Origin of the sequence: Paenibacillus kribbensis, from assembly GCF_001705305.1 — a bacterium.
In the GTDB taxonomy this organism is placed as follows: Bacteria; Bacillota; Bacilli; order Paenibacillales; family Paenibacillaceae; genus Paenibacillus; species Paenibacillus kribbensis_B.
Genome location: NZ_MCBP01000004.1, coordinates 372,423 through 395,963, shown reverse-complemented (window position 1 = coordinate 395,963; position 23,541 = coordinate 372,423). Strand labels below are relative to the sequence as shown.

Here is a 23,541-nt window from a genome sequence, read left to right as displayed (position 1 = left end):
TGGACAAGCCCTGTCCCATTTCGTTTTCGACATCGTCAATCCATACGCAAAAATAACCCGCAGTGCATGTATCAAACAAACATGCATTGCGGGTTATTTTGTGCGAAAAATTTTCAGTAACTCTCATCCTTATGACGAGGAAGCCACGGTTTGCCCTTGCTTGCTGTTCACCAGTTGCTGGCGTGGTTGAGCGTTTTGAACATTCGTGTTTTTGATGAAAAACGCTAAAATCAGAGCTGTCACACTCAGCAGAGTTGCAATAATAAAGGCCGAGTTAATACCATAAATCGTAGCCTGATTGCCTGCAACCAGCATCTCCGCTTTGTTTGTAACGTTGAGTCCCTCGGATGCAACAATCGTTGTCAGACGGTTGCTGGTTTGGGTCGACATCACCGTCACCAGAATTGCCGTCCCTATGGAGCCGGAAATCATACGCAGCGTGTTACTCATCGCCGTACCATGCGCATTTAATCGTTGTGGAAGCTGATTCAATCCGGCTGTTTGGATCGGCATCATCAGCAATGACATCCCAAACATCCGTACCGTGTAATTAATTAACAGTGTCAAATAGGTGGTTGATTCGGTCAACCGTGTAAACTCCCAAGTTGTCACAACCATAATCAACAAGCCGATGACAGACAACCAGCGCGCTCCGATTCGATCAAAGATCACTCCCGTCACCGGAGACATGATCCCCATCAGAATCGCTCCCGGCAACATGAGCATACCGGACTGGAGCGGCGAGAAACCGCGAATATTTTGCAAATAAATCGGCAGCAATATCATACCGGCGTACAAAGCCATCGTCACAATGACATTAATAATCGTCGTCAAGCTGTACACATCGTATTTAAAAATACGGAACTCCAGCATCGGTTCATCGACCTTCAGTTGGCGGGCAATAAACAGGACAAGCGCAATCGTCCCAACGATAAGCGTAGACAAAACCGGGACACTTCCCCAGCCTGATGTTCCCGCATCACTAAAGCCATATAACAAGCCGCCGAACCCGAGTGTGGATAAAATGATGCTCGGAATATCCAGCTTTGGCTTAGACTGCTCCGTTACATTTTTCAGAAAAATAGCCCCAATGATCACTGAAATGATTGAAATCGGCAAAATGATCCAGAACAAAACCCGCCAATCATAATTTTGAACAATATAACCTGATAGGGTTGGTCCAATGGCTGGGGCAAAGCCCATCGCAATCCCGAGTGTGCCCATCGCCCGTCCACGACGCTCTATCGGAAAGATGTTCAGGATAACGACCATCATTAAAGGCATCATAATGCCTGCACCCGCGGCCTGAATAAGCCGTCCGATCAGCAGAATGCTAAAGCTTGGTGCTATAGCACACAACAGCGTACCTATTGAAAAAATAATCATCGCGCTAATAAACAATTTGCGAGTGGAGAAACGGGCAATCAAAAATGCGGTCACCGGGATCAACACTCCGTTCACGAGCATAAAACCCGTGCTAAGCCACTGGGCCACATTCGCATCTACATTCAGATCGTCCATCATTTTGGGTAAAGCCACACTAATTAATGTCTGGTTTAAAATGGCAACAAACGCGCCAATCAACAGAGCGGCCACAATCGGTGCCCTGCGCACGTTACCTGCTAGTGTCATTTGAGGACTGCTCAAGTTGATTCATTCCCTTCGATGTCAGTTTCATAATCATTTGCTTGTGGATATCCAGGACCATGTCCAGCTGCTCCTTTGGAATGTCCAAAATAGGCAGGATGCGTTCCATCCACATGGCATCCACTTTTTGCATAGTATCTTTTCCTTCGGGCGTCAGGGACAGCACCAATGATCTGCGATCATGCTCATCTCGTTCACGAGTGACATATCCTGCCTTCGCCAGACGATCAATCACGCCGCTCATGGAGCTGCATCCCATACGAGCGATGTCCGCCAGCTCGGATAGCCCAATGCTGGGGCGTTCATTCAAAACCGACAGCACCAAATGCTGAATGGCAGTCAGATCCAAATGCCGTTCTTCATTCCAGAAGGCGTGAAATATCGTTTTGTTAACCTCCCTTATCGATTGAATAATCCGGTACACCTCAAGTCTTTCCTTCTCTCTGTCCTCCATCGGAACCATCCTTCTTCCCATTTCCCAGTCACATTCCATATACATAATCAAGCAACTATTCGCATACAAAATGTTATGAAGTTATAACTAATTTTATCACTTTCTATGTATATGTCAACTTTAACCCAATGACCCCTTGTTTATAGTACAAAAAATGCGGATAGGAATGCCCTGATGGACATATCTATCCGCACGGTCGTAATTGCTATTAGGGATGTGTGTTACTCTGCTTGCTCGATTTGTTCCTTTTCTCCCGCTGCTTCACTTGTCGATACTGAAGTTTTCGTCTTTGTTGTGATTTTACCCAACAAATAGACCAACAAATTTTGATTATGCTGAGAAATCCGGTTTAGTGCGGAGCCCAAAAAATCATCACGGATCTGCAAACCGCGTTCCGCCTCTTCTCTGCCTTGATCTGATATGACAATCCATACAATTCTGCGGTCCTTTACGTCTCTGAAACGGGTGACCAGTCGATTCCGCTCCATTCGATCCAGTAGCATCGTAATCGCCGCAGGGGTGGTCGCCAGATACGGGATCAATTGAGACGGCTTCATGCGGCCGTATTCGTTCAGAACCTCCAGCACCGTGAGCTGAGCCTCAGTTAGTGATGGAGCCAACTGCTGCTCCATATGAACCTTGTAATCCTTAGCCATTCTGAACCAGATTTTCGCAAATTCGGTCGTTTGCATTTTGCCTCACTCCTTTGAATAACAGGATCGGTAAAAAAACAAAGTTACCGCGTCGGCCACCGTCCGGATTGTATTTCATCACATTAAATTTTCGCCATTTCCCCCTGGTTTCCTGCTGTTTTTGGGGCATTCATTGAAAACGGGAAGGAAGTCTCACTCCGGTTTTGGAGGCTTTTCAAGGTTCGACAGCATGACGGCAAAAAGGTCCTCATTCGTGCCGGATTGGCACGTGAGGACCTCTCTTTTTCGAGCTAAACAGCGCTTGACTTCACAATTATTCTACGGACTGTGAAGTCTGCGGCTCACTATGCTGCAGCACGTTCACAATTTCGTCTTTCTTTTCCACAGGAGCCAACAGCTTACCCGTATCCTTGCGGTCAGCCAGCGGAGCTTTTTCTGAGAGGAACGACAGCATTTGTCCTTCTGTAGTGATGACCTGCAGCTGAATAGCTTCACGGCAATAGAAGGCAGCCACGATTCGAGTTCCGTTCGAACGCACCCGTTTGCCTTCCTTGAATTCGAAGGTGGCGATTCCTTTACCGCCTCTTCCCTGAGAAGGATAATCGAGCAGAAGCGTACGCTTGCCGTAACCGGATTCGGTCAGCACCAGCACCTCTCCTTCATCCTCATCCACCCACAGCGCTGCCACAATTTCATCGCCTTCCGCCAGTTGTATCCCTTTGACACCAGCCGAGACGCGGCCCATGGCATTAACCTCTTGCTCCTTGAAGCGTATGCTCATCCCCGCACGGGTAATCAGCATAATATCCTTGGTATTGTCGCTCAACGTTACTGATAATATCTCATCGTCCCCTACCACCTTGCAGGCGGCTACGGCACTGGAGCGCTTTGTAGCATATTCTGTCAGTTCTGTTCGCTTGACTTGCCCTTTTTTAGTTACAAACACCAGACTTTGGCCGATTTCCTCCATGTTTTTGATCGGAATAACGCTTACGATGCGATCTTCCTTCGATAGCGAAATAACATTGACAATCGGAGTGCCCGGATCTTTCCACTTATACTCCGGCACCTGATGCACAGGCAGCAAAAAGTATTGTCCACGCTGGGTGAAGACGAGCAGCACATCCAGTGTATTCACGTCAAGGAATTGGGTAATATAGTCCCCTTCTTTAACACCGGAATTGGATCGCTCCCCACCGGAACGAGTGAACGACAGCATACTTGTACGTTTCACATAGCCATCTTTCGAGAGGGTCAACAGCACATCCTCTGCCGCAACCATGACCTCCAGATTTACCTTAATCTCTTCTACCTCACCCTGTATCTCGGAGCGGCGATCCACGCCGTACTTTTCACGAATTTCGAGAAGTTCCTTGCGGATCAGACTGATCAGCTTGCGGTCACTTTCCAGAATAGAGCGATATTGAGCGATTTTTTTCTGAATGTCGCCCAGCTCTTTTTCGAGGGTGGTAATTTCGAGATTCGTAAGACGGTACAATTGCAAGGTCAAGATCGAATCCGCTTGACGTTCGCTAAAGCCAAACATCCATTGCAAATTATTTTGCGCATCCTGACGATTTTTGGAAGCTTTAATAGCCGCAATGACCTCATCCAGAATGTTCAGCGCCTTGACTAAACCTTCCAGTACATGTGCGCGGTCCTCCGCCTTTTCCAGCTCAAACTTGATACGGTTTGTGACAACTTCGCGCTGGTGTGCAATATACGCTTCCAAAATGGGCTTTAATCCAAGCTGGTGCGGTGCTTTGTTCACAATAGCAACCATATTGAAATTATATGCAACCTGGAGATCGGTTTTTTTCAGCAGATACGCCAAAATTCCTTCCGCATCAGCTTCCTTCTTCAGTTCCACAACAATACGCAGGCCATTTCGTCCACTCTCGTCACGAACCTCAGCAATTCCTTCTACCTTTTTCTCCAGACGGATATTTTCCATTGCGGTTACGAGTCTGGATTTGACAATCTGGTAAGGAATCTCTGTAATGACCAGTTGCTGCTTACCTCCACGCAAGGATTGAATTTCCGTTTTGGAACGGATATAAATACGTCCTTTGCCTGTTCTGTAAGCCTCCTTGATGCCTTCGCCACCCATAATAAGTCCGCCAGTCGGGAAATCCGGGCCCTTAATAAAGGTCATAATCTCTTCCAGCTCAATCTCCGGCTTTTCCATCACTGCGATGGTAGCGTCAATAACCTCACGCAAACTATGCGTTGGTATCTCAGTCGCAAATCCCGCCGAGATGCCACTGGAGCCGTTCACCAACAGATTGGGATAGCGGGACGGAAGTACAACCGGTTCCTTTGCCGAGTTATCAAAGTTATCCTTGAACAAAACCGTACGTTTTTCGATATCACGCAGCAATTCCATCGCGATCGGAGACAGACGTGCCTCCGTATACCGCATAGCTGCTGCCGGATCATCATCCTGTGAGCCCCAGTTGCCGTGACCATCCACCAGCACGTGACTCATTTTCCAAGGCTGTGCCATCCGCACCATACCATCGTAAATCGAAGCGTCACCGTGGGGGTGGTAATTACCCATAACGTCCCCGACCGTTTTCGCAGATTTACGATATGCTTTATCCGGTGTATTGCCCGAATCGTACATCGCGTAAAGTATACGGCGCTGCACAGGTTTTAATCCGTCCCTTACATCGGGTATCGCCCGGTCCTGAATAATATATTTGGAATATCGGCCAAAGCGGTCACCGACCACTTCCTCCAGAAAAGCTGGCAAAAATTGCTCCGATAAGCTCATGTCTACACCCCATTTAATAGCACTACTCTACGTATTCCGTGAAATCTACGTTTTCCACGATCCAGCGCTTACGCGGATCCACCTTATCACCCATCAAGGTAGACACACGACGTTCAGCCTTGGCTGCATCCTCTATCTGAACGCGCAGCAAGGTACGTGAATCGGGATTCATCGTTGTTTCCCATAACTGATCAGGGTTCATCTCCCCAAGTCCTTTATAGCGTTGAAGCTCAAAATTCCGTCCAAATTCTTTCAAGTAATTTTCAAGCTGCTCATCAGTCCAGGCATAACGTACTGTTTCGAGTTTGCCCGACTTGCGTGTTATTTTATATAACGGCGGCTGAGCAATAAATATGCGTCCTGCGTCAATCAGCTCTTTCATGTATCGATAAAAGAACGTCAACAGCAGCACCTGAATATGCGCGCCATCTGTATCAGCATCGGTCATAATAATGATTTTGGAATAATTGCTATCTTCGAGCGAAAACTCGGTTCCTACCCCCGCACCAATCGCTGCTGTAATAGCACGGTACTCATCATTTTTCATAATATCCGCCAGCCTGGATTTTTCCGGATTCATCGGCTTGCCCTTTAACGGCAAAATAGCCTGAATTTTGGAATCCCTTCCCTGCTTGGCCGAGCCCCCGGCTGAGTCGCCTTCCACGATAAACAATTCATTGCGTGTAAAATCCTTGGACTGCGCAGGTGACAATTTACCATTCAAATTCGAGCTTTCACTGCGCTTCTTGCCTGAACGCATTTCGTCCCGCGCCTTACGTGCAGCCTCACGCGCTCTGGATGCCTGAATGGCCTTCTTGATCAAGGTTTGCGCGATCTGAGGATTCTCTTCCAGAAAACGCTGCATCTGCTCAGATACGATGGCATCCACTGTACTCCGTGCCGAGGCGCTGCCCAGTTGATCCTTCGTCTGACCGACAAATTCAACCTCAGCCATCTTGACACTGATTACAGCCATCATGCCCTCACGCAGATCATTACCCTCCAGATTTTTATCCTTTTCCTTCAGCATCACGGTTCGGCGCGCATAGTCATTCATAACCCGAGTGTAAGCGGTTTTGAATCCTGTCTCATGCGTGCCTCCGCCACGTGTCGGAATAGAGTTAACAAACGAAGCAATTGTCTCTGTATAACCCGCATTATACTGAATGGCAATTTCCACTTCAATGTCTTCTTTTTCAGCATTAAAGTGAATAACATCATGCAGTACATCCTTGCCCTCATTCAGAAAAGCAACAAACTGGCTTGCTCCACCCTCATAATAATATTCATCTGACTTCCCGCTGCGTTCATCTTTAAGCTGAATACGAAGCCCCGAATTCAGAAAAGCAATTTCCTGAAGACGCTCAGCCAGCGTATCGTAGTTAAAGTGAATGCCTGCCTGGAAAACGCGAATATCTGGTTTAAATGTAATTTTCGTGCCTGTCTTGTTGGTATTGCCCAGCACTTCAAGGCCTGTGGTCGGTTCCCCGACATGCTCCACGCCCTTCTTGTCCTGCCAATATTCAAACCGCTGACGGTGAATCTTGCCGTCCCGGTAAATTTCCACTTCAAGCCATTCCGAAAGAGCGTTCGTTACAGACGCACCCACACCGTGCAGACCTCCGGACTTTTTGTATCCCGAACCGCCAAACTTACCTCCGGCGTGCAAAATGGTGAATACAACCTGAGGCGTCGGGATTCCCGTTTTGTGCATTCCGGTCGGAATACCGCGCCCGTTGTCTGTTACCGTAACGGAACCGTCCTTATGCATTGTGATATCAATGCGAGAGCAAAACTTGGCGAGATGTTCATCCACCGCGTTGTCTACAATTTCCCATACCAAATGATGCAGCCCCGAAGAGCTGGTGCTCCCTATATACATGCCCGGCCGTTTGCGAACTGCCACAAGCCCTTCGAGCACTTGAATGTCGTCCGCGCCATATTCTAAAGCTCCGTTCTGAGTGTCGGACGCTTCCGCAGACAAGTCGATTTTGTCGACCATTCATGCTCCCCCTTTGTCTAATCATAACCGTGTTTTGCCTTATTTCTGATGATTTTCACCAGAAATGCAAACAGATGTTTTCTTTTACCTTGTCCATTTTAATTCAATATATCCCGTTTCGTAAAGACGGCGAATGAAACAATCAACGCCGCTCCCCCCCAAATGCCCAGTACAGTTAAAGAAAAGGGCAAGGTCATTCCCTCAATCGGAGCAGGGCTTCCAGATAAATAATCGGTTAATTCGAGGTTAACCATAAATAAATATTTTGCGCTCTGCCAAGATGACGCCATATTAGTTAAAATAGTGCCTGAAATAAGTGCAGCCATCATGACCACGATGCTTGCCGCCGTACTGCGTACCAGAACAGACACCATAAAGGCCAGCGATGCCACCACAAGACTGACAAACCAGATCAAGCCGGCTTGAAGCATTAAATAATGCCATTGTGGAATCGCATGAACCGCAGACACATCCACCGCCTGGCCAACAATTTGGAAGCCGGTAAATACAGGCACGTTAAAACCGCGATAGCCAAAAAACAAGCCTGAAATGAGATAACTAATCACGAATACACTCAAAATGATGAGCGAAACGAACATGTACAGTGTCAGCAGCTTGCTCAGCAGTATTTTCCACCGCCTGACAGGACGGGTCAGCAGCATTTTTATCGTGCCTGTCGTCCGTTCTCCTGAAACCAGATCCGAGGCAATCGCCATAATCAGCAATGGGACAAACAGATTAATGGAATTATCCATAAACTCTCTCGTAAAGGTTACGCCACTTGGCTCATTCGGATTCACGTCGTTTTCTAGATAATATTGCATCTGTTGGACAAAAACCCGCCGGTAGGTCTTCCATTCCTCGGGAACCCGGTCGCTGCCAAGCGAGTTTTGGTTATCCGTAATCGCCTGACGCAGCTCCAGCCGCCAATCACTGCCGAATTTTTCACGATTATTTTCTGCTACTTTCAATTGAGCGTACGTAAAAATCGGCACTAACACAAGCAAAACAAGTAAAATGACATAAAATCGTTTCTTCTTGATAATTTTCAGTGTTTCATTTTGTATGAGCGGTAAAATGTTATTCAAGTATCTCACCTTCCGTCATTTTCAGGAATAGCTGCTCCAGTGTAGGGTTGATTTTGGTTACACCTTTAACGGAAATACCGGAAGCTGTCATTTGTGCAACTAGCTCCGCAATATGCTCTTCATCCATTTCTGTAAAAATGGCCTTGTCTCCGCTGGCTGCAACAATGCTGTCATCAATTAATTCATCGGCGTTTGTAATGATTTGCACATACGGCGATTTTTGCAATAGGGCAAGTCCCTGTTCATAAGGTTCCAATTGCCACACGGCCATGCGCGAATGCGTTTCGACTAATTCCCGCACACCACCGACAGCCAGCACCTTTCCCCGACTTATAATAGCTACACGATCACATAATAACTGAATCTCGCTGAGCAAATGACTGGAAACAAACACGGCCATACCCTCGGAAGCCAGCAGACGGATAAAAGCTCTCATTTCCTTAATTCCCTTGGGGTCCAAGCCGTTCGTCGGTTCATCCAGAATAAGTAACTTCGGTCTGCCAAGCAAGGCTTGAGCTATGCCAAGACGCTGGCGCATCCCCAGTGAATATGTACTTACCTTATCATGGATACGTCGATCAAGCCGAACCAGCTCAACCACCTCGCGGATGCGCTGTTCATCTACACCAGGCTGCATCCGGGCAAAATGCTCCAGGTTCTCCCAACCTGTCAAATAGCTGTACACCTCTGGATTTTCCACGATCGAGCCGATATGCCGTAAAGCCTGCTCCGGATCACGGTTCACATCGTGGCCGCATATCGTAATCTTCCCTTCCGTAGGCTTAATTAAATCGACCAGCATACGAATCGTCGTCGTTTTTCCGGCGCCATTCGGGCCGAGAAAACCAAAAATCTCGCCCGCACGAACGTCAAATGTCACATCATGAATAATCATTTTACGTTTGATACGTTTCTTGACGTGCTGAACAGATAGAACCGTTTCGTTGTCGCTTCTGTCTCGGTCTACGCTGCCAAGCTGACTAGCGGAATGGAAGCTGGACGCTGCATCTGCAGATGTCGAATCCTGTGCTGCTTCAGCTCTGGTCTTGTCAATAGGTTGGATGCTCATTACTTGTTCCCTCCCTTCTTCACTTCAGCCGGCTGCTACTGGTAGATTGTTGTTCACGATCTGCATGATCGGTATCCTTCGTCACTGCAACTGCAAATCCCTGCGCTATCCGTTCAGCGATCGCCTGATAGCCCTGTCCGTTGGGATGAAAATGATCTGATGACAAATAGACTGGAAGATTTTGCTGAAATAAATCGAAAGTTGGAATCAGCGTCATATTACTGTTTTGGTTGGTAATCGCCATGGCTGCCAAATTCCATTCTGTTACAACAAGGTTGCCGGGCACCTTCATTTCAGGCAAGTCACTAAATGGATTATACAGCCCGACATAGATAATTTTAGCTTGCGGATTGATTTTCCCCACTTTGGTCAGTGCTTTTTGCAGTCGTTTGGAGGCATCAGGCAAGGCTTTGCGCAAACCATCAAGTGTAGGTGGCTCTTTACCCGTTTGAGCAGCCTGTGCACCCTGAAATAAATCATTGCCACCAATCGAGACAATAATAACGTTAGCCTTCTTTAGCACATAAGATACACCAGGCTCATCCAGCTTGGTTAATAGTCCTTGAGTCGTCAATCCATTAATGCCCAAATTGTTGATAAGCTGCGCCTTATGACCTTCCTGACCATTTAACAAGGTCACCGCTCGACGCACAAATCCACTGCCGGAATCATCACCCGTTCCTTTGGCCAGCGAATCGCCAATGGCGGCTACCCGAAACTCTCCCGTCTGAATAGCAACAGATGGCGCAGCTGGTGTCTGCGATGAACCGGTATTTACAGGTTGAGTGCTAACCATCGGCTCTGGAGCCGTGATACTTCGCACTGCGGCAAAAAATCCGTATAATAATAGCAGTGTAGCGGCGATGGAAATGGAACCGACAGACCGCCATATCCATTTTGATGAATTCACTCGTGTTCCCTCCTGATAGCTTAGTGAAATAAACATAAAGCTTCTCATACCATTTTGCAAATAAACCGTTCTCAGATTCATTATGCACACCTGTGAAAAAAAGAAAATAACATCATTTGAGGTTTGATTGTGTGAAACTTTTGTGAATATCATTATATTATTTTTCCCAAGTATGTAAAAAAAGAATGGCAAATTGCCATCCTTATACGATGTCTACTTGTTTGTACCGTAAAGACGAAAAACTATTTGCCATCAGGTATAAAACTCTTGATCCATTGTCCAAAACTGCCTGGATTTCGGCTCTGTATCAACACCGTTCCTTCACCACGAAACCGGCATACAAGCGCTTCTCCACTCGTTACGCTGGACAACCAGCCTTTCGATGCTTTCTCAATTTTATATTCCATATAGTCTGGCCATGCCACCAGATGAGCATTATCAATAATGCGCTCCTCTCCGGGCGCAACATACAGAGGATAAATGGCTCCATAAGAGGATAAAAACACCGTACCCCGACCACTGATTTCAACGATAAAAAAGCCTTCGCCAGAAAATAGTCCTTTCATCAGGTTTTGCATTTTGGTACTAACCTCGATACCTTCTGTACATGCCAGAAAACCGTCCTTTTGAACCAACAGCCTGTATGAGCCGTCCAGCTCCACGGCTTGTACATCTCCTATACTGGCTGGGGCTAGCAGTACTTCTGCCGGCCCCCGAGCTGCTCTCAACTCTTGAAAAAAGAATTTTTCCCCGCTCAGCATCCGACCCAAACCACGCAGCAGTCCACCATCCACTGTTCCTTTGATGTCTACACTGGAAGACATGGAAACCATCGCTCCCATTTCCGCTTTAATGGTTTCTCCGGGGCTCAATTGCACCTTGAGCATGGCAAAGGCGCCTTCATGCACGATTTCGTAGCTCAATTGTTCACCTGGCTTTCTATAAGTAGTATGCTATCTATGCTGCTTGCTGCTATCATACTATACTTACGTCCTGTATGCCTGTTTTTGCATAAAAGCAATGGTTTAAATACTATTCGATAAATAATGATATCAAAGGCCTGCTGAACGTGTCAGCAGGCCTTTAGATTAACGCGATGTCGCTTTATATGAGTGCTACAAAAGCGTCTTGCTATCGCTTTAGTTATCGTTTTTAGTTACGTGTGAACTCCTGTACCCAATATCCATTGTAGTAAGCCACACCGATTTGCGTATATTCTGCCTTCAGAATATTTTCACGGTGTCCCTGACTGTTCATCCAGGCCTTCATCACTTCTTGTGGTGTTTGTTGTCCCATTGCAATATTTTCACCCGCATACGTATAACTTACGCCGAATTTCTTCATCATATCAAATGGTGAGCCGTAAGTCGGAGATGTATGGGAAAAATAATTGTTGTTACTCATATCCTTCGCTTTAGCCAAAGCTACTTCTGTAAGCTTCGCGTCGGAAGTCAAGGGCTTCAGACCATTTTTGCTACGCTCGTTGTTTACCAGCTTTACAACCTCTGCTGCAAATTGAGACTTGCTGAGCTGTGCATTCGATCCTGCGGACTGACCTGCACCTGCATTGGTGTTTTGAGCTTGATTCTGCTGCTTGTTAGCAGACTGTGAAGCGTTTTGGTTACCTTGGTTACCTTGTTTGGTTACTTGCTTGCCCGAAGAAGGATTCCCTGTTTGAGTTTTAGCCTTGTCCTGTCCGAAACAATCCGTAATTACGTTCTTCGTTACTGTTGTCGTCCCATTGGACAATTGAACAGAGTATCCGTTATTTTGTAGCCACTGTTGTAGCTGCGCTGACAAATCGTCAGCCGGTGCTGCTGATGCCGGAACGATGAATCCTGCGGATAAAACGGCGCTTAAACTTCCCATCACCAGTGTTTTTTTCAACATATTCTTCATTTCGTCATCTCCTTGTTGTATTAATTTCTTGGTGTGTACATGTTCGCTCTGAACGTGCCCGGTTACAACTTTGTAATCTTTACTCTAGCAGTATATCATGTTTCCTAGCAGGATCAATGGTGTAAAAGTTGGTAAAAAAATAGCCCCGGTCGGCAATAGCCAGCACGGGACTGATATAAATAATAAGACTTTATATATAATTTTCGCGTTAACCAGGCAGCTACTTGAGCTTTTTGCTGAAACGATAGCCTTGCTTCTCAAAGCCAATTCGATTGTAGAAGGCTCTGGCCTCCACCTGTTTGATGCGGTTATTCGCTCCAGTAATGAATAAATGATAGCATCCTTGCGCACGTCCCCAATCTTCACCACAAGCCACCAAACGTCTGCCAATGCCCTCGCCGCGACACTCCCCATTCACGACCAGCATGGTGATTTGTACAGCAGGATCAGGATAAGCCAAGCTTTGAGCCGTATGCATGCCGATTACTCCGACAACACGACCATCCATTTCTGCAACCATCATATTCGCTTGACTGTCCTCCTGCGTTGTTCCCATAACTTCTTTCATTACGCCACAAGTCATCGGATATCCGACTTCTCTTAGCAATCCAGTTACGGCTTCGCAATCGCCAAGCTCTACGGAACGAATTGTCAGTACTGGAATCATCACATTGTTAGACATGATTTACCTCCACTTTCAGCATATTAGCAGCCTCTTTGGCCGTCTTCCGTGCTGTCTCCACATCTCCTGCAGCGCTAAGCGCTACAGCCATCCGGCGTCCCGGCTTGGTTTCAGGCTTCCCGAACACTCGCACCTGTGTCCGGGGTAACAACAAAGCATCATCCATACCACTTATTGCAAAATCCCGCGTAGCCAATTCTGCCTTCAAGGTAGCCGAGGCCCCTGGTGTAAGCAGCGTGACTGACGGCACCGGGAAACCGAGAATTGCCCGCACATGAAGCGCAAATTCCGACAAATCCTGCGTAATCATTGTTACCATTCCAGTATCATGCGGACGAGGGGATACCTCACTGAATATGACGCCATCAGCCGTTAAAAACAGCTCAACGCCAAACAATCCGTAACCACCCAGTTCATCCGTAATCGTACGGGCAATGTCCTCTGCCTCTGAAAGCTGCTTGTCCGTCATGCCATGAGGTTGCCAGGATTCGACATAATCCCCGTCTTTCTGAATATGGCCAATCGGTGGGCAAAAAGTCGTACCTGAAACCGATCTGACGGTCAATAACGTAATTTCGCTCTCAAATGGGACAAAAGCTTCAACAATGACACGTGTTGTTTTGGCACGTGCGCCTTCCAGCGCCGTATTCCAGCAGACTTCTGCATCTTCAGGTGTCCGGCATACAGACTGCCCTTTACCTGACGAGCTCATCAAGGGCTTAACCACGCAGGGCGTGCCAAGCTCATGAACCGCTGACCGCAACTGCTCAAAATCATCTGCAAAGCGGTAGGCGGCGGTCGGAAGTTGCAACTTCTCGGCGGCAAGCCTGCGAATGCCCTCCCGGTCCATCGTAAGACGGGCGGCCCGGGCTGTTGGTACTACGTGAAATCCCTCTTGCTCCAATTCTTCCAAAGCACCCGTAGCAATAGCTTCGATTTCAGGTACAATTATGTCGGGCTTTTCCTTGCGAATTAGTGCCTTCAACGCCTCAGCATCCTGCATATCCAGACAGTGAGAACGATGGGCTACCTGCATTGCTGGAGCCAGTTCATACCGATCTACAGCAATACACTCCACGCCAAGCCGCTGAGCTTCAATAACGACTTCTTTTCCCAATTCTCCACTGCCCAGCAGCAGCATCTTCTTAGCGTTGGCAGAAAAAGGAGCACCCCACATCTTGAACTCTTCCCCCTCTGACGATATTGCTCTGATCTCTTTTCATCTTTATTTTCAGGGTTTAGCTTCAAGAATGCAATAGTGCTCGGCATTAAAATTTACAAAAAGCGCGATTTTTTGATCTTTTTTTTACAAAAATCTGAACTGTGCTTCCACCAGCCCCCGATATATTCCATGTTTTTTCATCAATTGCTCATGATTACCACTCTCCTGAATCTCTCCATGGTCCAGTACAACAATATGATCAGCATTCCGAATGGTAGACAAACGGTGGGCGACCATAAAAGACGTTCTTCCTTTCAGCAGGACCTGAAGGGCGTCCTGAATTTTCAGCTCTGTTTCCGTATCTATGCTGGCTGTCGCCTCATCCAAAATAAGAATTCGCGGATTAGCAAGCAATGCCCGGGCAAAGGATAACAGCTGCCGCTGACCCATGGACAGCATACCGCCACGCTCCTCCACCTCTGTTTCATAGCCGCCCGGTAATTGAACGATGAATTCATGAGCATTGACTGCCTTCGCAGCCATTTCAATTTCCTCATCCGTTGCATCCAGACGGCCAAAACGAATATTATCGCGAATCGTGCCTGAAAATATAAACGTATCCTGAAGCACGATGCTAATCTGGCTACGCAAGCTCTCCACCGTCACGTCACGCACATCATGACTATCAATGGTAAGCCTCCCTGACGTAATGTCATAGAACCGGCTGAGCAGGTTAATGATTGTACTTTTACCTGATCCGGTATGACCCACAAGGGCAATGGACTGGCCCGCCTCGACAGAAAGAGTGATGCCTTTAAGCGCCTGGCGTCCCTTTTCATATTCAAACACAACATTTTCAAATTGAATATCGCCCCGAATAAGCGGCAAATCCTTGGCTCCCGGCTTGTTCGCAATATTCGGCTGTTCATCCATAAACTCAAATATTCTTTCCGATGAAGCCATCGCAACCAGCAGCTGATTGTACATTTGACCCAGGCGATTAATCGGCTCCCAAAAGTTCCCTACATAGTTGGCAAACGCAACCAGCAGACCCACCGTAAGCTGATCCGTCTGAATCAGATGCGCCCCAAACCAGAATAGCACCAGCGTACCCAGCCCTCCTGTAATATCAATCAGCGGACCAAAAACCTGATTCATGGCGGAGGCTTTATCCCACGACCTTTTGCTGGAGCTGTTCATGTCATCGAAAAAAGCCATGTTTTCCTGCTCCTGCGTGTAGGCCTGTGTCACGCGAATCCCCTGAATGGACTCATTCAGATGAGAGTTGATGCGTGAGTTCTTCATGCGCACTTCCTGCCAGGCACGACGGATACGAACGCGCAGCTTGGTTGAGATCAAAAACATGATGGGGACGGTCACAATGACCGCCAAGCCAAGCTTCCAGTTAATCAGCAGTAAAATAACAATGATTCCCATGAGCTGTACGCAGTCGATCAGGACATTCACAGCCCCATTCGTAAATAGATCCTGTAGCGAGTTAATGTCATTCGTCACACGTACTAATACAGACCCGGCTGGTCTTTTATCAAAAAAATGGAAGGAAAGCTTTTGAATATGCTTAAACAGGTCCTCACGCAGATCGTAAATAACGCGTTGACCGATAATATTGGTGAATTTAATGCGGTACGTATTGGCTGCCCATTGAATCAAATATAGCAATAGCACCGCACCCGTAATAAACAATAGCAACTTCACGCTGGGCATCGCCGGCCATGCGGGAGCAATGGCCTTATCAATCGCCAGACTGATCAAATAAGGAACCGTCAGCTTGGTAACGGTACCGAGAATCATCATGACCAGAAGAATCGGCAGGATTTGACGGGCATAAGGCTTCATGTAGGCAAGCAAACGTTTAAATTCTGACCAGTTAAACGGTTTGTCAATGACATCATCATCCTGATACACAAAACGTTCATTTTTGGGCTTTTTTAACGGATTAGCTTTTTCTGCGGGTATATTCATGGTCTCACCTGCCTTTCGGATACACCGTCTGAAGCCTGGTCTATGTAGTCGGCGTATTGAATATGGTATACATCCTGGTACGGGCCTGGAGTGGCAATAAGCTGTTCATGTGTTCCTCGCTGGACAATTTTCCCTTCCTCAAGCACCACAATTTCATTGGCATGACGAAGCGACGAGATTCGATGAGCTATAATAAATGTCGTGCGTCCACGCATAACCTCTTGAAAACCGGTCTGAATTTCATGCTCCGTCTCCATATCGACCGCACTGGTAGCATCATCGAGTACGAGAATTTTCGGATTTTTGAGCAGGGCACGCGCGATGGCAATCCGTTGCTTTTGTCCCCCAGACAGCCCCAGTCCACGTTCACCGACGACGGTATCGTAACCCAGCGGTAGCTCGCTGATGAATTCATGTGCCTGAGCCAGCTTGGAAACGCGTATGATGTCATCCATACTGACATGGCTTAAACCATAAGCAATGTTGTTGCGGATAGACGATGAGAATAAAAACGTTTCCTGAAACACAGAAGAAATCTGAGCACGTAAATCACGAATTTTCAAATGGCGTATATCCGTCCCGTCCAGCTTGATGCTCCCTGCATTCACGTTGTAAGCCCGCATCAGAAGCTGAATAATGGTCGATTTCCCTGAACCGGTTCCGCCCAAAATCCCGATGACAGACCCTGGCGGAGCGTCCAGATTGATGTCAACAACAGCGGGCAGCTTATTCCCGTAAGCAAACGTGACATGTTCAAACGTAATATGTCCCCTCACCTGCTCAGTATGGAGCGCAAGAGCGTCAGGTTCATCGGTTACATCTACATGCTGATTCAATAGCTCCAAGACCCGTTCACCGGAAGCCTTAGACTGCGTATAGTTATTAATATGAAAGCCAACGCTCCAGATCGGACCGATAATATACCAAATTAAGCTAAAGAAAGCGACAAGCTGTCCCAGAGTCATCGACTTTACAATGACCAGATATCCCCCCATACCCAATAGAAGGACTACACTAACAGAAGCGATCAGCTCCATGGCGGGAAAGAAGCGACTCCACAAGGAAGCAGCCTGAATTTGATTCCTTTTGTACTGTTCATTTCGTATTGAAAATTTTTCAACTTCATAGGATTCACGGGCAAAGGATTTGACGGTGCGCACCCCTGTTATATTTTCCTGTACCGCTGTCGTCAAGGCGCTGAGCGCAATCCGCATTTCCTGAAAGGTGGGATGAATTCGGGATTCAAACTTAAATGTGACGAAGAGCAGCAAAGGCATGCTGATCATCGTAAAGAGGGTGAGCTGCCAGTTGATATACAGCATCATCATAGAGCCGAATACGACCATCAGTACCACATTGAGGAGTTGGGCAAAACCAAACCCGATAAAGTTGCGAATCGCCTCCAGATCACCGGTCAGACGGGACATGAGATCCCCTGTTTTGGCAGTGTCATAGTATCTGAAGGACAGAAATTGCAGCTTTTCGTAACAGGCATTGCGGAGTCGATACGCCAGAAAGTTTCCTAGCCGTCCACCAAAAAAACCATGTAAAAATTGCATAAACCCTTTGATGATCACGACTCCCAGTACAGTCAGAGCCAGCACCGGGACTTTCTCGAAGTCACCAGGAATGATAGCGTTATCAATGAGCCTTTGGAGCAGGTTCGGATACACCAGTCCCAGGGCCGTCGCTATCGCAAGGCATAGAATGGAAAGAAACAGATAATGTCTCCTCTCGCGAAAAAAGACTTGCAGTTGCCTGAGCACTTCCATGTCATTGTCCCTCCATTAGTTGCACGACGTTGTTATATGGCTTAGTGAAGTTTACCATTCGCATTCCAAGGCGGCAAAGAGGATAACAGACCGTTTTCAGGCAGGTTCGCAATTGGCGGGTGATTAGGCAAATTAAATCGCTTTCTTATCATTGAATATGGCTATTTCCTCAGTTTTCCTTTCTTTTTGAAGCATGCGCAAAACACCGGATTGTCCCACAACCCGGTGTTTTGAAGTCTTAAGCAATCGTGTATAGAGTTACATACATAATCATGTTGATGGCGTTACGTCAGTGTTTCTTCCTGCTCCAGGCTCGCAATAAGGGCTGCCAGCTCTTCCCAGACCTGCGGCTGCTCGTCACCTGCGAGTGCATGCTCCATACCGTCAAGCGTTTCCAGCATCTGCTCACGAAGCTGTGCCGTCTGCCACGTTTGCTCCTCCTGCATCATTGTAACGTAAAAAGAAGACATTTGTTCCCGCTGAAGCTCTACAGCTTCGCCAACTTTCTCGCGTAGTATCGGCTCCAATTTGGATTGCAGATTCACCCGACCAGCCCCTTCAAAAAAGAGCTTCGGATTTTTAAAGCTATTCCAGTACTCCTTCCAAAGGACTGAATCCTGCAGCGAAATTTCAATCAGTTCAGGAACAGACCATTCTCTGGCTTCAGGTGCTGTGCAATCCAAACCTGTCAGCCGCTGGTTCATCTCTTCCGCACACCCTTGTATAGCCTTGCCTACCAAGGATTTTCCCGTTTTTTCCAGTCGGAGTGTGGTTGCCAATAATTCCTGGGATAGCTCCAGCTCAAATAATCGCATCAGTTCACGACCACAAGAGGCAAAGGCTGAACGAAGATCCCCTGCTCCTTCGCGTAAAACAGACGGATGAAACGCCTCGGCCATAAACTCTCCAATCCGGTAAGCAAGCCGTTGACGCACATGATACAGTAGTTCATCGGTTTCACCTGATAAAACAGCTGCACCGCTGCGATCAGACAGGTTTTGGAGTAGCTGCTCCAGCTCGCTGCGAGTGCGTTGTAATCGCTCTAATCGAATCGCGCGTTCTTCTACGCCATACCGGGCATCAGCGGCATGTTGCTCTATCCGGTTTCGCAGCCGCCCCAGTTCCTGCATGGCAGAAGCAATAGATAAGCCCGCCAGCTCATCAGCTGCAAATGCCGAAAAGTCTTTTTCAAACCCTTCAAAACGTGAAGCTGTACGCAGCAAGGGCTCTCCCTGTTCGGCTGCTTCCAGTGCGAGCATGCTGGACAACGGATAAATACGCGGCTTACGGATTCCATTCGCCTGTAGTTGTTCCTGTACATGTCGGGTCACGGATTGCAATTCTTCTTCGGATGAAGCCAAATCTGAGGCATTGACGATAAAAAAGGTCTGATCCATTGCCAGCGTCTCTTTAACTCGGCCCAATTGGTTCAAAAATTGCCGGTCTCCTTGGGTAAACGCATGATTGTAGTATGTGATAAATACAAGCGCGTCTGCATGCTTCATATAACTGAAGGTCACGCCAGTGTGCCGCGCGTTCACAGAATCCGCTCCAGGTGTATCCACTAACACAATTCCCTGACGGGTCAGAGCGCAATCATAATAAAGGTCGATATGCTCCACGAAGCATGACTTGTGCTCGGACGCGACAAAATCCCGGTACTGTTCCAGATTGACCTGAAGCTGCTGACCCAGCAAGCTTTGAGCTTCTTCCCATCCGGCTGCGGCAGCCTTCAAAAAACTGTAATGCGGTCTTCCGGCAGGGTGAATCCCTTCCGGGGACAACTCACGTACAACTTCCTGCCAGCCTACTGCCTCCGGTTCTCCCAAGCCCAATAATCGGAACGAATATTTAAGATCGTCCCGCAATGCGTCCACTGATTTCATGTGGACGTCAGCCGTGGCATGGCGCTCAGGGCTGGCTGGCGCCATAATACGGTTAATCGCCGCTGTCGTTGGATGCGGCGATACGGGCAACACCGCTTCGCCCAGCAAAGCATTGGCGAAGCTGGACTTCCCGGCGCTGAACGCTCCAAACAGCGCCAACGTAAACCGCCCGCCCTCCAGCGCAGCTGCGCGGGCATATAAATCCCGTACCGCCGCCTGCATGGCAGGGTACGGACTTACCAAGGCAGCGGCGGTTTTCAGCCGAGCCGCTGCTGCCTCCAGCCGCGTGCGGCGCCCTCCGGCGGCAGACTGTGCCGCCGCTGTGCCCGCTTGCGGCAACGCCGATGCGGCGCGTGTGCCAGCGATGGCGGGCCGCGCCGGATCTGTTAGTGCGGCTGGAGCCATCGGGGATGCGGCGTCGGCTCCAGCAGCAAGCGCAGCCGAGCGGGGCAACGCGGCAGGCGCGGAGGCCTGCGGCAGCAGGCTGCGCAGCGCGGTGGCGTGTGCAGCCGCAGCGCGCACCCGTGCGCTGTAGCGGCTCGCCGCGTCAGCCTGCGCCAGCAGCGCATGGCGAGCGGACGCAAGAGCCGCGCGACGGCCTTCGGCCTGCACCGCAAGCTGGGCCAGCAGGCGGTCTGCCAGCTCCAGCGCCTTGCGGCGGCAATCTGCCGTGACTGCGGCGCGAAGGTCCTTACAATAGTTCAGCGTATACTCCGGCGACAGCGCCGTTTCCTTGACCGTCTGCTCAATCAGCTGCCGATCCGTCACCGGACGAATGCCATCCAGTTCTTGCTCCATCGCAGCAGACCACAACCCATGGCCTTCTCCCCAAGCTCTCAGCAGCTCACGTATATGGGGGAGCAGTTGCCCCTCCACCTGATCGGTCAGCATCCGTGTCAGCCGTTCCAAGCGATGCTCCTTTTCTCGCTCCGTCTTCCCGCCGGCAAACCACAGCCCGATTTTAAAGCCGGGCTTGCGGCTCTCCAAATATTCACCCGCTGCTTCACGTAGCTCCGCTGGTGTCAAATGCACATGCTCCAGTAGACGATCCAGCTCTTGCCGCAGCCGTGTGTGCTCTTGTTCCGGAAGCATCCGCCACTGCTCATCCTCTTGCTGCAGGGCTTTCTGCTCCATTTCCAGGCGGGAAATCGCCTCTTCTCCGCCCGCCTCTTGCAGCAGCATGCTCAGTTCCTCTTCTTCAGCTGCCTCCACATCCTTCACATGTTGCTCTACCAAATGGTGCATGGAGGATACCAGGCTGTATGCGAAAAGCTCCGTTTTGCGCTTCAATAATTGCTGGATCAACGACGGGAGCTGTTGCCACTGGTTCCAAGGGTGATTTGGCTCTTTTAAGGAAGTAAACAATATATCTGTATAATGGACCTGCCACGCATGAAAGCTGGTCTCCACCTCATTGCGATAACGTGTAAATGAAAGCTCCCGCTCCCGGTGTTTATCGATTTGATTAATGATCAAGTATAACGGCTTGCCCCAATCCGATAAGCTTTTGGCAAAGGACAAGTTATTTTCAGATTGGACATGGTTATAATCCATTACATAAAAAACGATATCTGCCCAATGTAAAGCAGAATGTGTCGCCAGCGCATGCCCTTGGTCTGTGGAATCTACGCCTGGTGTATCCAGCAGCACCCCTCCGCCGGATAGCATCGGGATATCCTCCCATACCTGAATGGATTCATAGGCACCGCCATTTTTACAATATTCAGCCAGCTCGGCTATGGAGGTTTCCATCACTTCTGGCTCGGGGTTTTCCAATGTTCGGACTGGATGAATGAGTGCTCTTGAATGTCCATGCCGGATGGACACCACATTAGCGCTCGTAGGCACGGGTCCGGAGGGCAGCACCGTTTTACCGCTCAGGCTGTTAATCAAGCTTGATTTTCCCGCCGAGAAATGTCCACAAAAGGCAATGGTCAGCTCGTCCGCATCCGCCTTCTCAAGTAGATCAGCTAATGCTTTGGCTCCAGCCCTGTCCCCTGCTTTATGCAAAGTATTCCGTATCTGTTCAATTGTATCTGACCACTTTCCGGCATTCCCTGTAATCGTTTGCATCATAAGCTACGGTTCCACTCCTTGTCTCTTGACAGCATCAAATAGCTATATTGTAGCACTCCTGTGCCACTGTGAGAATCATCACAATTAAAAAAACTAAACAGCGTTCCCCGTAAGTAGCTGACTTTGGGGAACGCTGTTTTCGCAAATGATAACAATAAGTTCATTTTGTTCTGTAAAATTCCTTTTGATCGAATCTCCTCGTAAGTATTCATACGTTTCATCAAAGCCACAAAGGGCAACGACGAAGCAAGATATGTAAATAACGGATGGTCTTCAAGATTCGCGTAGATCGTGCGCCTTCGGGCTGGTCAGACCAGCCGAGCCGCCTACACCGGAACATGCAGCGCATGTCATCCGTTAATTGCACTTAATTTGCTGCTGTCTCAAGCACTGGCAGCAAAATTTCAAATACTTGACCATGCTGCAAAATCGTAATTCCGCGGGATTTGTCCTTCATTACGACCACTTCTGGCTTTTGTGACATACGTTCCAGATAGTGCTCAGGTACATCCCCGGAATGGCTGACCGTAATCCCTTCAAGATCGCGCTCTTCATTTTCAGCAAACTCTGTTGTTACAATCTGCTCAAAAATATCAGAAAACGCCTCAAAATTGTCTGTATATACCGAAATGCACTTCATTACTCTTCATCCTTTTCTACACATAAATGGTTAAACCCTTTGCAATCTCTACGGGTCTTTAAGCTCTACGTTCCTTATCTTTTCTGATAAGAGACGTTTTCATACGTTTCTTGCCTTCCCTGCATACATCGAGCAACGGACATACCTGACATTGAGGGTTTTGAGCCTTGCAATGGTAGCGACCGAAGAAAATAAGCCTGTGGTGGGTCAATGACCATTCATCCCTAGGTACTCTTTTCATCAGCTTTTTTTCCACCTCAAGCACTGAATCATCCCATCCTGCAAAGCCAAGCCGTTTGGAAACGCGCTCTACATGCGTGTCCACCGCAATAGCCGGTACATTAAATGCGGTAGATACGACGACATTAGCCGTCTTGCGTCCAACACCGGGAAGCTTGACCAGTTGATCATGCTCAGATGGTATTTCTCCCCCGTACTGGTCTATCAATAAACGGCACAGGTTATGAATATGCTTGGCCTTGTTTCGGTACAAGCCGATTCTGCGAATATCCTGCTCCAGCTCCTCAATAGGAACAGCCAAATAGTCCTCGGGTGACTTGTATTTTTGAAACAGGTCTGCCGTTACTTTATTGACCATCTGATCGGAGCACTGAGCCGACAATAACACGGCAATCGTTAATTCAAAGGCATTGTCATGGTTCAACTCACAATGGGCATCTGGAAACATCGTACCGATGGTGTCCAATATATGACGTGCGGTTGCTGCATTCACGGAATCCTACCTCCTACCAAAAAAAACGTCTTGATACGGGATAGCCCGCATCAAGACGGTCACTCTAAATAATCATCCGGAAAGAAACGAATACTATTTGTGCATGACT

General features: G+C 48.2%; 16 protein-coding genes and 1 pseudogene. All 17 read right to left on the bottom strand.

Annotation, left to right across the window (positions count from 1 at the left end):
- Positions 1–129 precede the first annotated feature (129 nt).
- The 17 genes and pseudogenes from BAZ21_RS10465 to nth all read right to left on the bottom strand — a co-directional run bounded on the left by BAZ21_RS10465 (position 130) and on the right by nth (position 23,432).
- On the bottom strand, positions 130–1,632 hold the full coding sequence (locus BAZ21_RS10465; RefSeq protein ID WP_068499681.1) for a DHA2 family efflux MFS transporter permease subunit: 1,503 nt from the start codon (positions 1,630–1,632) through the stop codon (positions 130–132).
- A complete protein-coding gene (locus BAZ21_RS10460; RefSeq protein WP_068499678.1) occupies positions 1,616–2,101 on the bottom strand; it encodes a MarR family winged helix-turn-helix transcriptional regulator in 486 nt (161 codons plus the stop codon). The genes BAZ21_RS10465 and BAZ21_RS10460 overlap by 17 nt, the downstream gene beginning before the upstream one ends.
- Before the next feature lie 221 nt (positions 2,102–2,322).
- Positions 2,323–2,793 (bottom strand): MarR family winged helix-turn-helix transcriptional regulator, encoded by a 471-nt coding sequence (locus BAZ21_RS10455; protein ID WP_068499675.1) that lies wholly within the window; start codon positions 2,791–2,793, stop codon positions 2,323–2,325.
- A 274-nt stretch (positions 2,794–3,067) separates the two neighbouring features.
- Positions 3,068–5,530 (bottom strand): DNA gyrase subunit A, encoded by a 2,463-nt coding sequence (gene gyrA / locus BAZ21_RS10450; RefSeq protein WP_068499673.1) that lies wholly within the window; start codon positions 5,528–5,530, stop codon positions 3,068–3,070.
- Positions 5,531–5,552: 22 nt separating this feature from the next.
- Positions 5,553–7,532 carry a DNA topoisomerase IV subunit B gene (gene parE, locus BAZ21_RS10445; protein WP_068499671.1) on the bottom strand — a complete coding sequence of 660 codons (1,980 nt, stop codon included), beginning with the start codon at positions 7,530–7,532 and terminating at the stop codon, positions 5,553–5,555.
- A gap of 98 nt (positions 7,533–7,630) precedes the next feature.
- Positions 7,631–8,620 (bottom strand): ABC transporter permease, encoded by a 990-nt coding sequence (locus BAZ21_RS10440; RefSeq protein WP_068499669.1) that lies wholly within the window; start codon positions 8,618–8,620, stop codon positions 7,631–7,633.
- Positions 8,613–9,689 carry an ABC transporter ATP-binding protein gene (locus BAZ21_RS10435; protein WP_068499668.1) on the bottom strand — a complete coding sequence of 359 codons (1,077 nt, stop codon included), beginning with the start codon at positions 9,687–9,689 and terminating at the stop codon, positions 8,613–8,615. The genes BAZ21_RS10440 and BAZ21_RS10435 overlap by 8 nt, the downstream gene beginning before the upstream one ends.
- Positions 9,689–10,635, bottom strand: a pseudogene (locus tag BAZ21_RS10430) (GDSL-type esterase/lipase family protein). The gene BAZ21_RS10435 and the pseudogene BAZ21_RS10430 overlap by 1 nt, the downstream one beginning before the upstream one ends.
- Before the next feature lie 206 nt (positions 10,636–10,841).
- Positions 10,842–11,522, bottom strand: a complete 681-nt coding sequence (locus tag BAZ21_RS10425) for a TIGR00266 family protein (protein WP_068499666.1) — start codon at positions 11,520–11,522, stop codon at positions 10,842–10,844.
- Positions 11,523–11,751: 229 nt separating this feature from the next.
- Positions 11,752–12,498 carry a CAP domain-containing protein gene (locus BAZ21_RS10420; RefSeq protein WP_068499664.1) on the bottom strand — a complete coding sequence of 249 codons (747 nt, stop codon included), beginning with the start codon at positions 12,496–12,498 and terminating at the stop codon, positions 11,752–11,754.
- Positions 12,499–12,718: 220 nt separating this feature from the next.
- Positions 12,719–13,180 carry a GNAT family N-acetyltransferase gene (locus tag BAZ21_RS10415; protein WP_010345864.1) on the bottom strand — a complete coding sequence of 154 codons (462 nt, stop codon included), beginning with the start codon at positions 13,178–13,180 and terminating at the stop codon, positions 12,719–12,721.
- The gene (gene purT / locus BAZ21_RS10410; protein WP_068499662.1) at positions 13,173–14,357 is read right to left on the bottom strand and encodes a formate-dependent phosphoribosylglycinamide formyltransferase; all 1,185 of its coding nucleotides are present in this window, start codon (positions 14,355–14,357) and stop codon (positions 13,173–13,175) included. The genes BAZ21_RS10415 and purT overlap by 8 nt, the downstream gene beginning before the upstream one ends.
- Before the next feature lie 129 nt (positions 14,358–14,486).
- Positions 14,487–16,325, bottom strand: a complete 1,839-nt coding sequence (locus BAZ21_RS10405) for an ABC transporter ATP-binding protein (RefSeq protein WP_068499660.1) — start codon at positions 16,323–16,325, stop codon at positions 14,487–14,489.
- Complete coding sequence (locus BAZ21_RS10400; RefSeq protein ID WP_068499658.1) at positions 16,322–18,097, bottom strand: ABC transporter ATP-binding protein; 1,776 nt, start codon at positions 18,095–18,097, stop codon at positions 16,322–16,324. The genes BAZ21_RS10405 and BAZ21_RS10400 overlap by 4 nt, the downstream gene beginning before the upstream one ends.
- A gap of 284 nt (positions 18,098–18,381) precedes the next feature.
- Positions 18,382–22,059, bottom strand: a complete 3,678-nt coding sequence (locus BAZ21_RS10395) for a dynamin family protein (RefSeq protein WP_068499656.1) — start codon at positions 22,057–22,059, stop codon at positions 18,382–18,384.
- 367 nt (positions 22,060–22,426) lie between these two features.
- The gene (locus tag BAZ21_RS10390; protein WP_007430739.1) at positions 22,427–22,699 is read right to left on the bottom strand and encodes a hypothetical protein; all 273 of its coding nucleotides are present in this window, start codon (positions 22,697–22,699) and stop codon (positions 22,427–22,429) included.
- Positions 22,700–22,757: 58 nt separating this feature from the next.
- Entirely contained in the window at positions 22,758–23,432 is a 675-nt protein-coding gene (nth, locus tag BAZ21_RS10385) for an endonuclease III (protein ID WP_068499654.1), read from the bottom strand.
- Between the last annotated feature and the right edge of the window lie 109 nt (positions 23,433–23,541).

Bases quoted from the DNA above. Each gene is read 5' to 3' on its own strand.
- BAZ21_RS10465 (WP_068499681.1), bottom strand. From the start codon at position 1,632: ATGACACTAGCAGGTAACGTGCGCAGGGCACCGATTGTGGCCGCTCTG.
- BAZ21_RS10460 (WP_068499678.1), bottom strand. From the start codon at position 2,101: ATGGAGGACAGAGAGAAGGAAAGACTTGAGGTGTACCGGATTATTCAA.
- BAZ21_RS10455 (WP_068499675.1), bottom strand. From the start codon at position 2,793: ATGCAAACGACCGAATTTGCGAAAATCTGGTTCAGAATGGCTAAGGAT.
- gyrA (WP_068499673.1), bottom strand. From the start codon at position 5,530: ATGAGCTTATCGGAGCAATTTTTGCCAGCTTTTCTGGAGGAAGTGGTC.
- parE (WP_068499671.1), bottom strand. From the start codon at position 7,532: ATGGTCGACAAAATCGACTTGTCTGCGGAAGCGTCCGACACTCAGAAC.
- BAZ21_RS10435 (WP_068499668.1), bottom strand. From the start codon at position 9,689: ATGAGCATCCAACCTATTGACAAGACCAGAGCTGAAGCAGCACAGGAT.
- BAZ21_RS10420 (WP_068499664.1), bottom strand. From the start codon at position 12,498: ATGAAGAATATGTTGAAAAAAACACTGGTGATGGGAAGTTTAAGCGCC.
- BAZ21_RS10415 (WP_010345864.1), bottom strand. From the start codon at position 13,180: ATGTCTAACAATGTGATGATTCCAGTACTGACAATTCGTTCCGTAGAG.
- purT (WP_068499662.1), bottom strand. From the start codon at position 14,357: ATGTGGGGTGCTCCTTTTTCTGCCAACGCTAAGAAGATGCTGCTGCTG.
- BAZ21_RS10405 (WP_068499660.1), bottom strand. From the start codon at position 16,325: ATGAATATACCCGCAGAAAAAGCTAATCCGTTAAAAAAGCCCAAAAAT.
- BAZ21_RS10400 (WP_068499658.1), bottom strand. From the start codon at position 18,097: ATGGAAGTGCTCAGGCAACTGCAAGTCTTTTTTCGCGAGAGGAGACAT.
- BAZ21_RS10395 (WP_068499656.1), bottom strand. From the start codon at position 22,059: ATGATGCAAACGATTACAGGGAATGCCGGAAAGTGGTCAGATACAATT.
- BAZ21_RS10390 (WP_007430739.1), bottom strand. From the start codon at position 22,699: ATGAAGTGCATTTCGGTATATACAGACAATTTTGAGGCGTTTTCTGAT.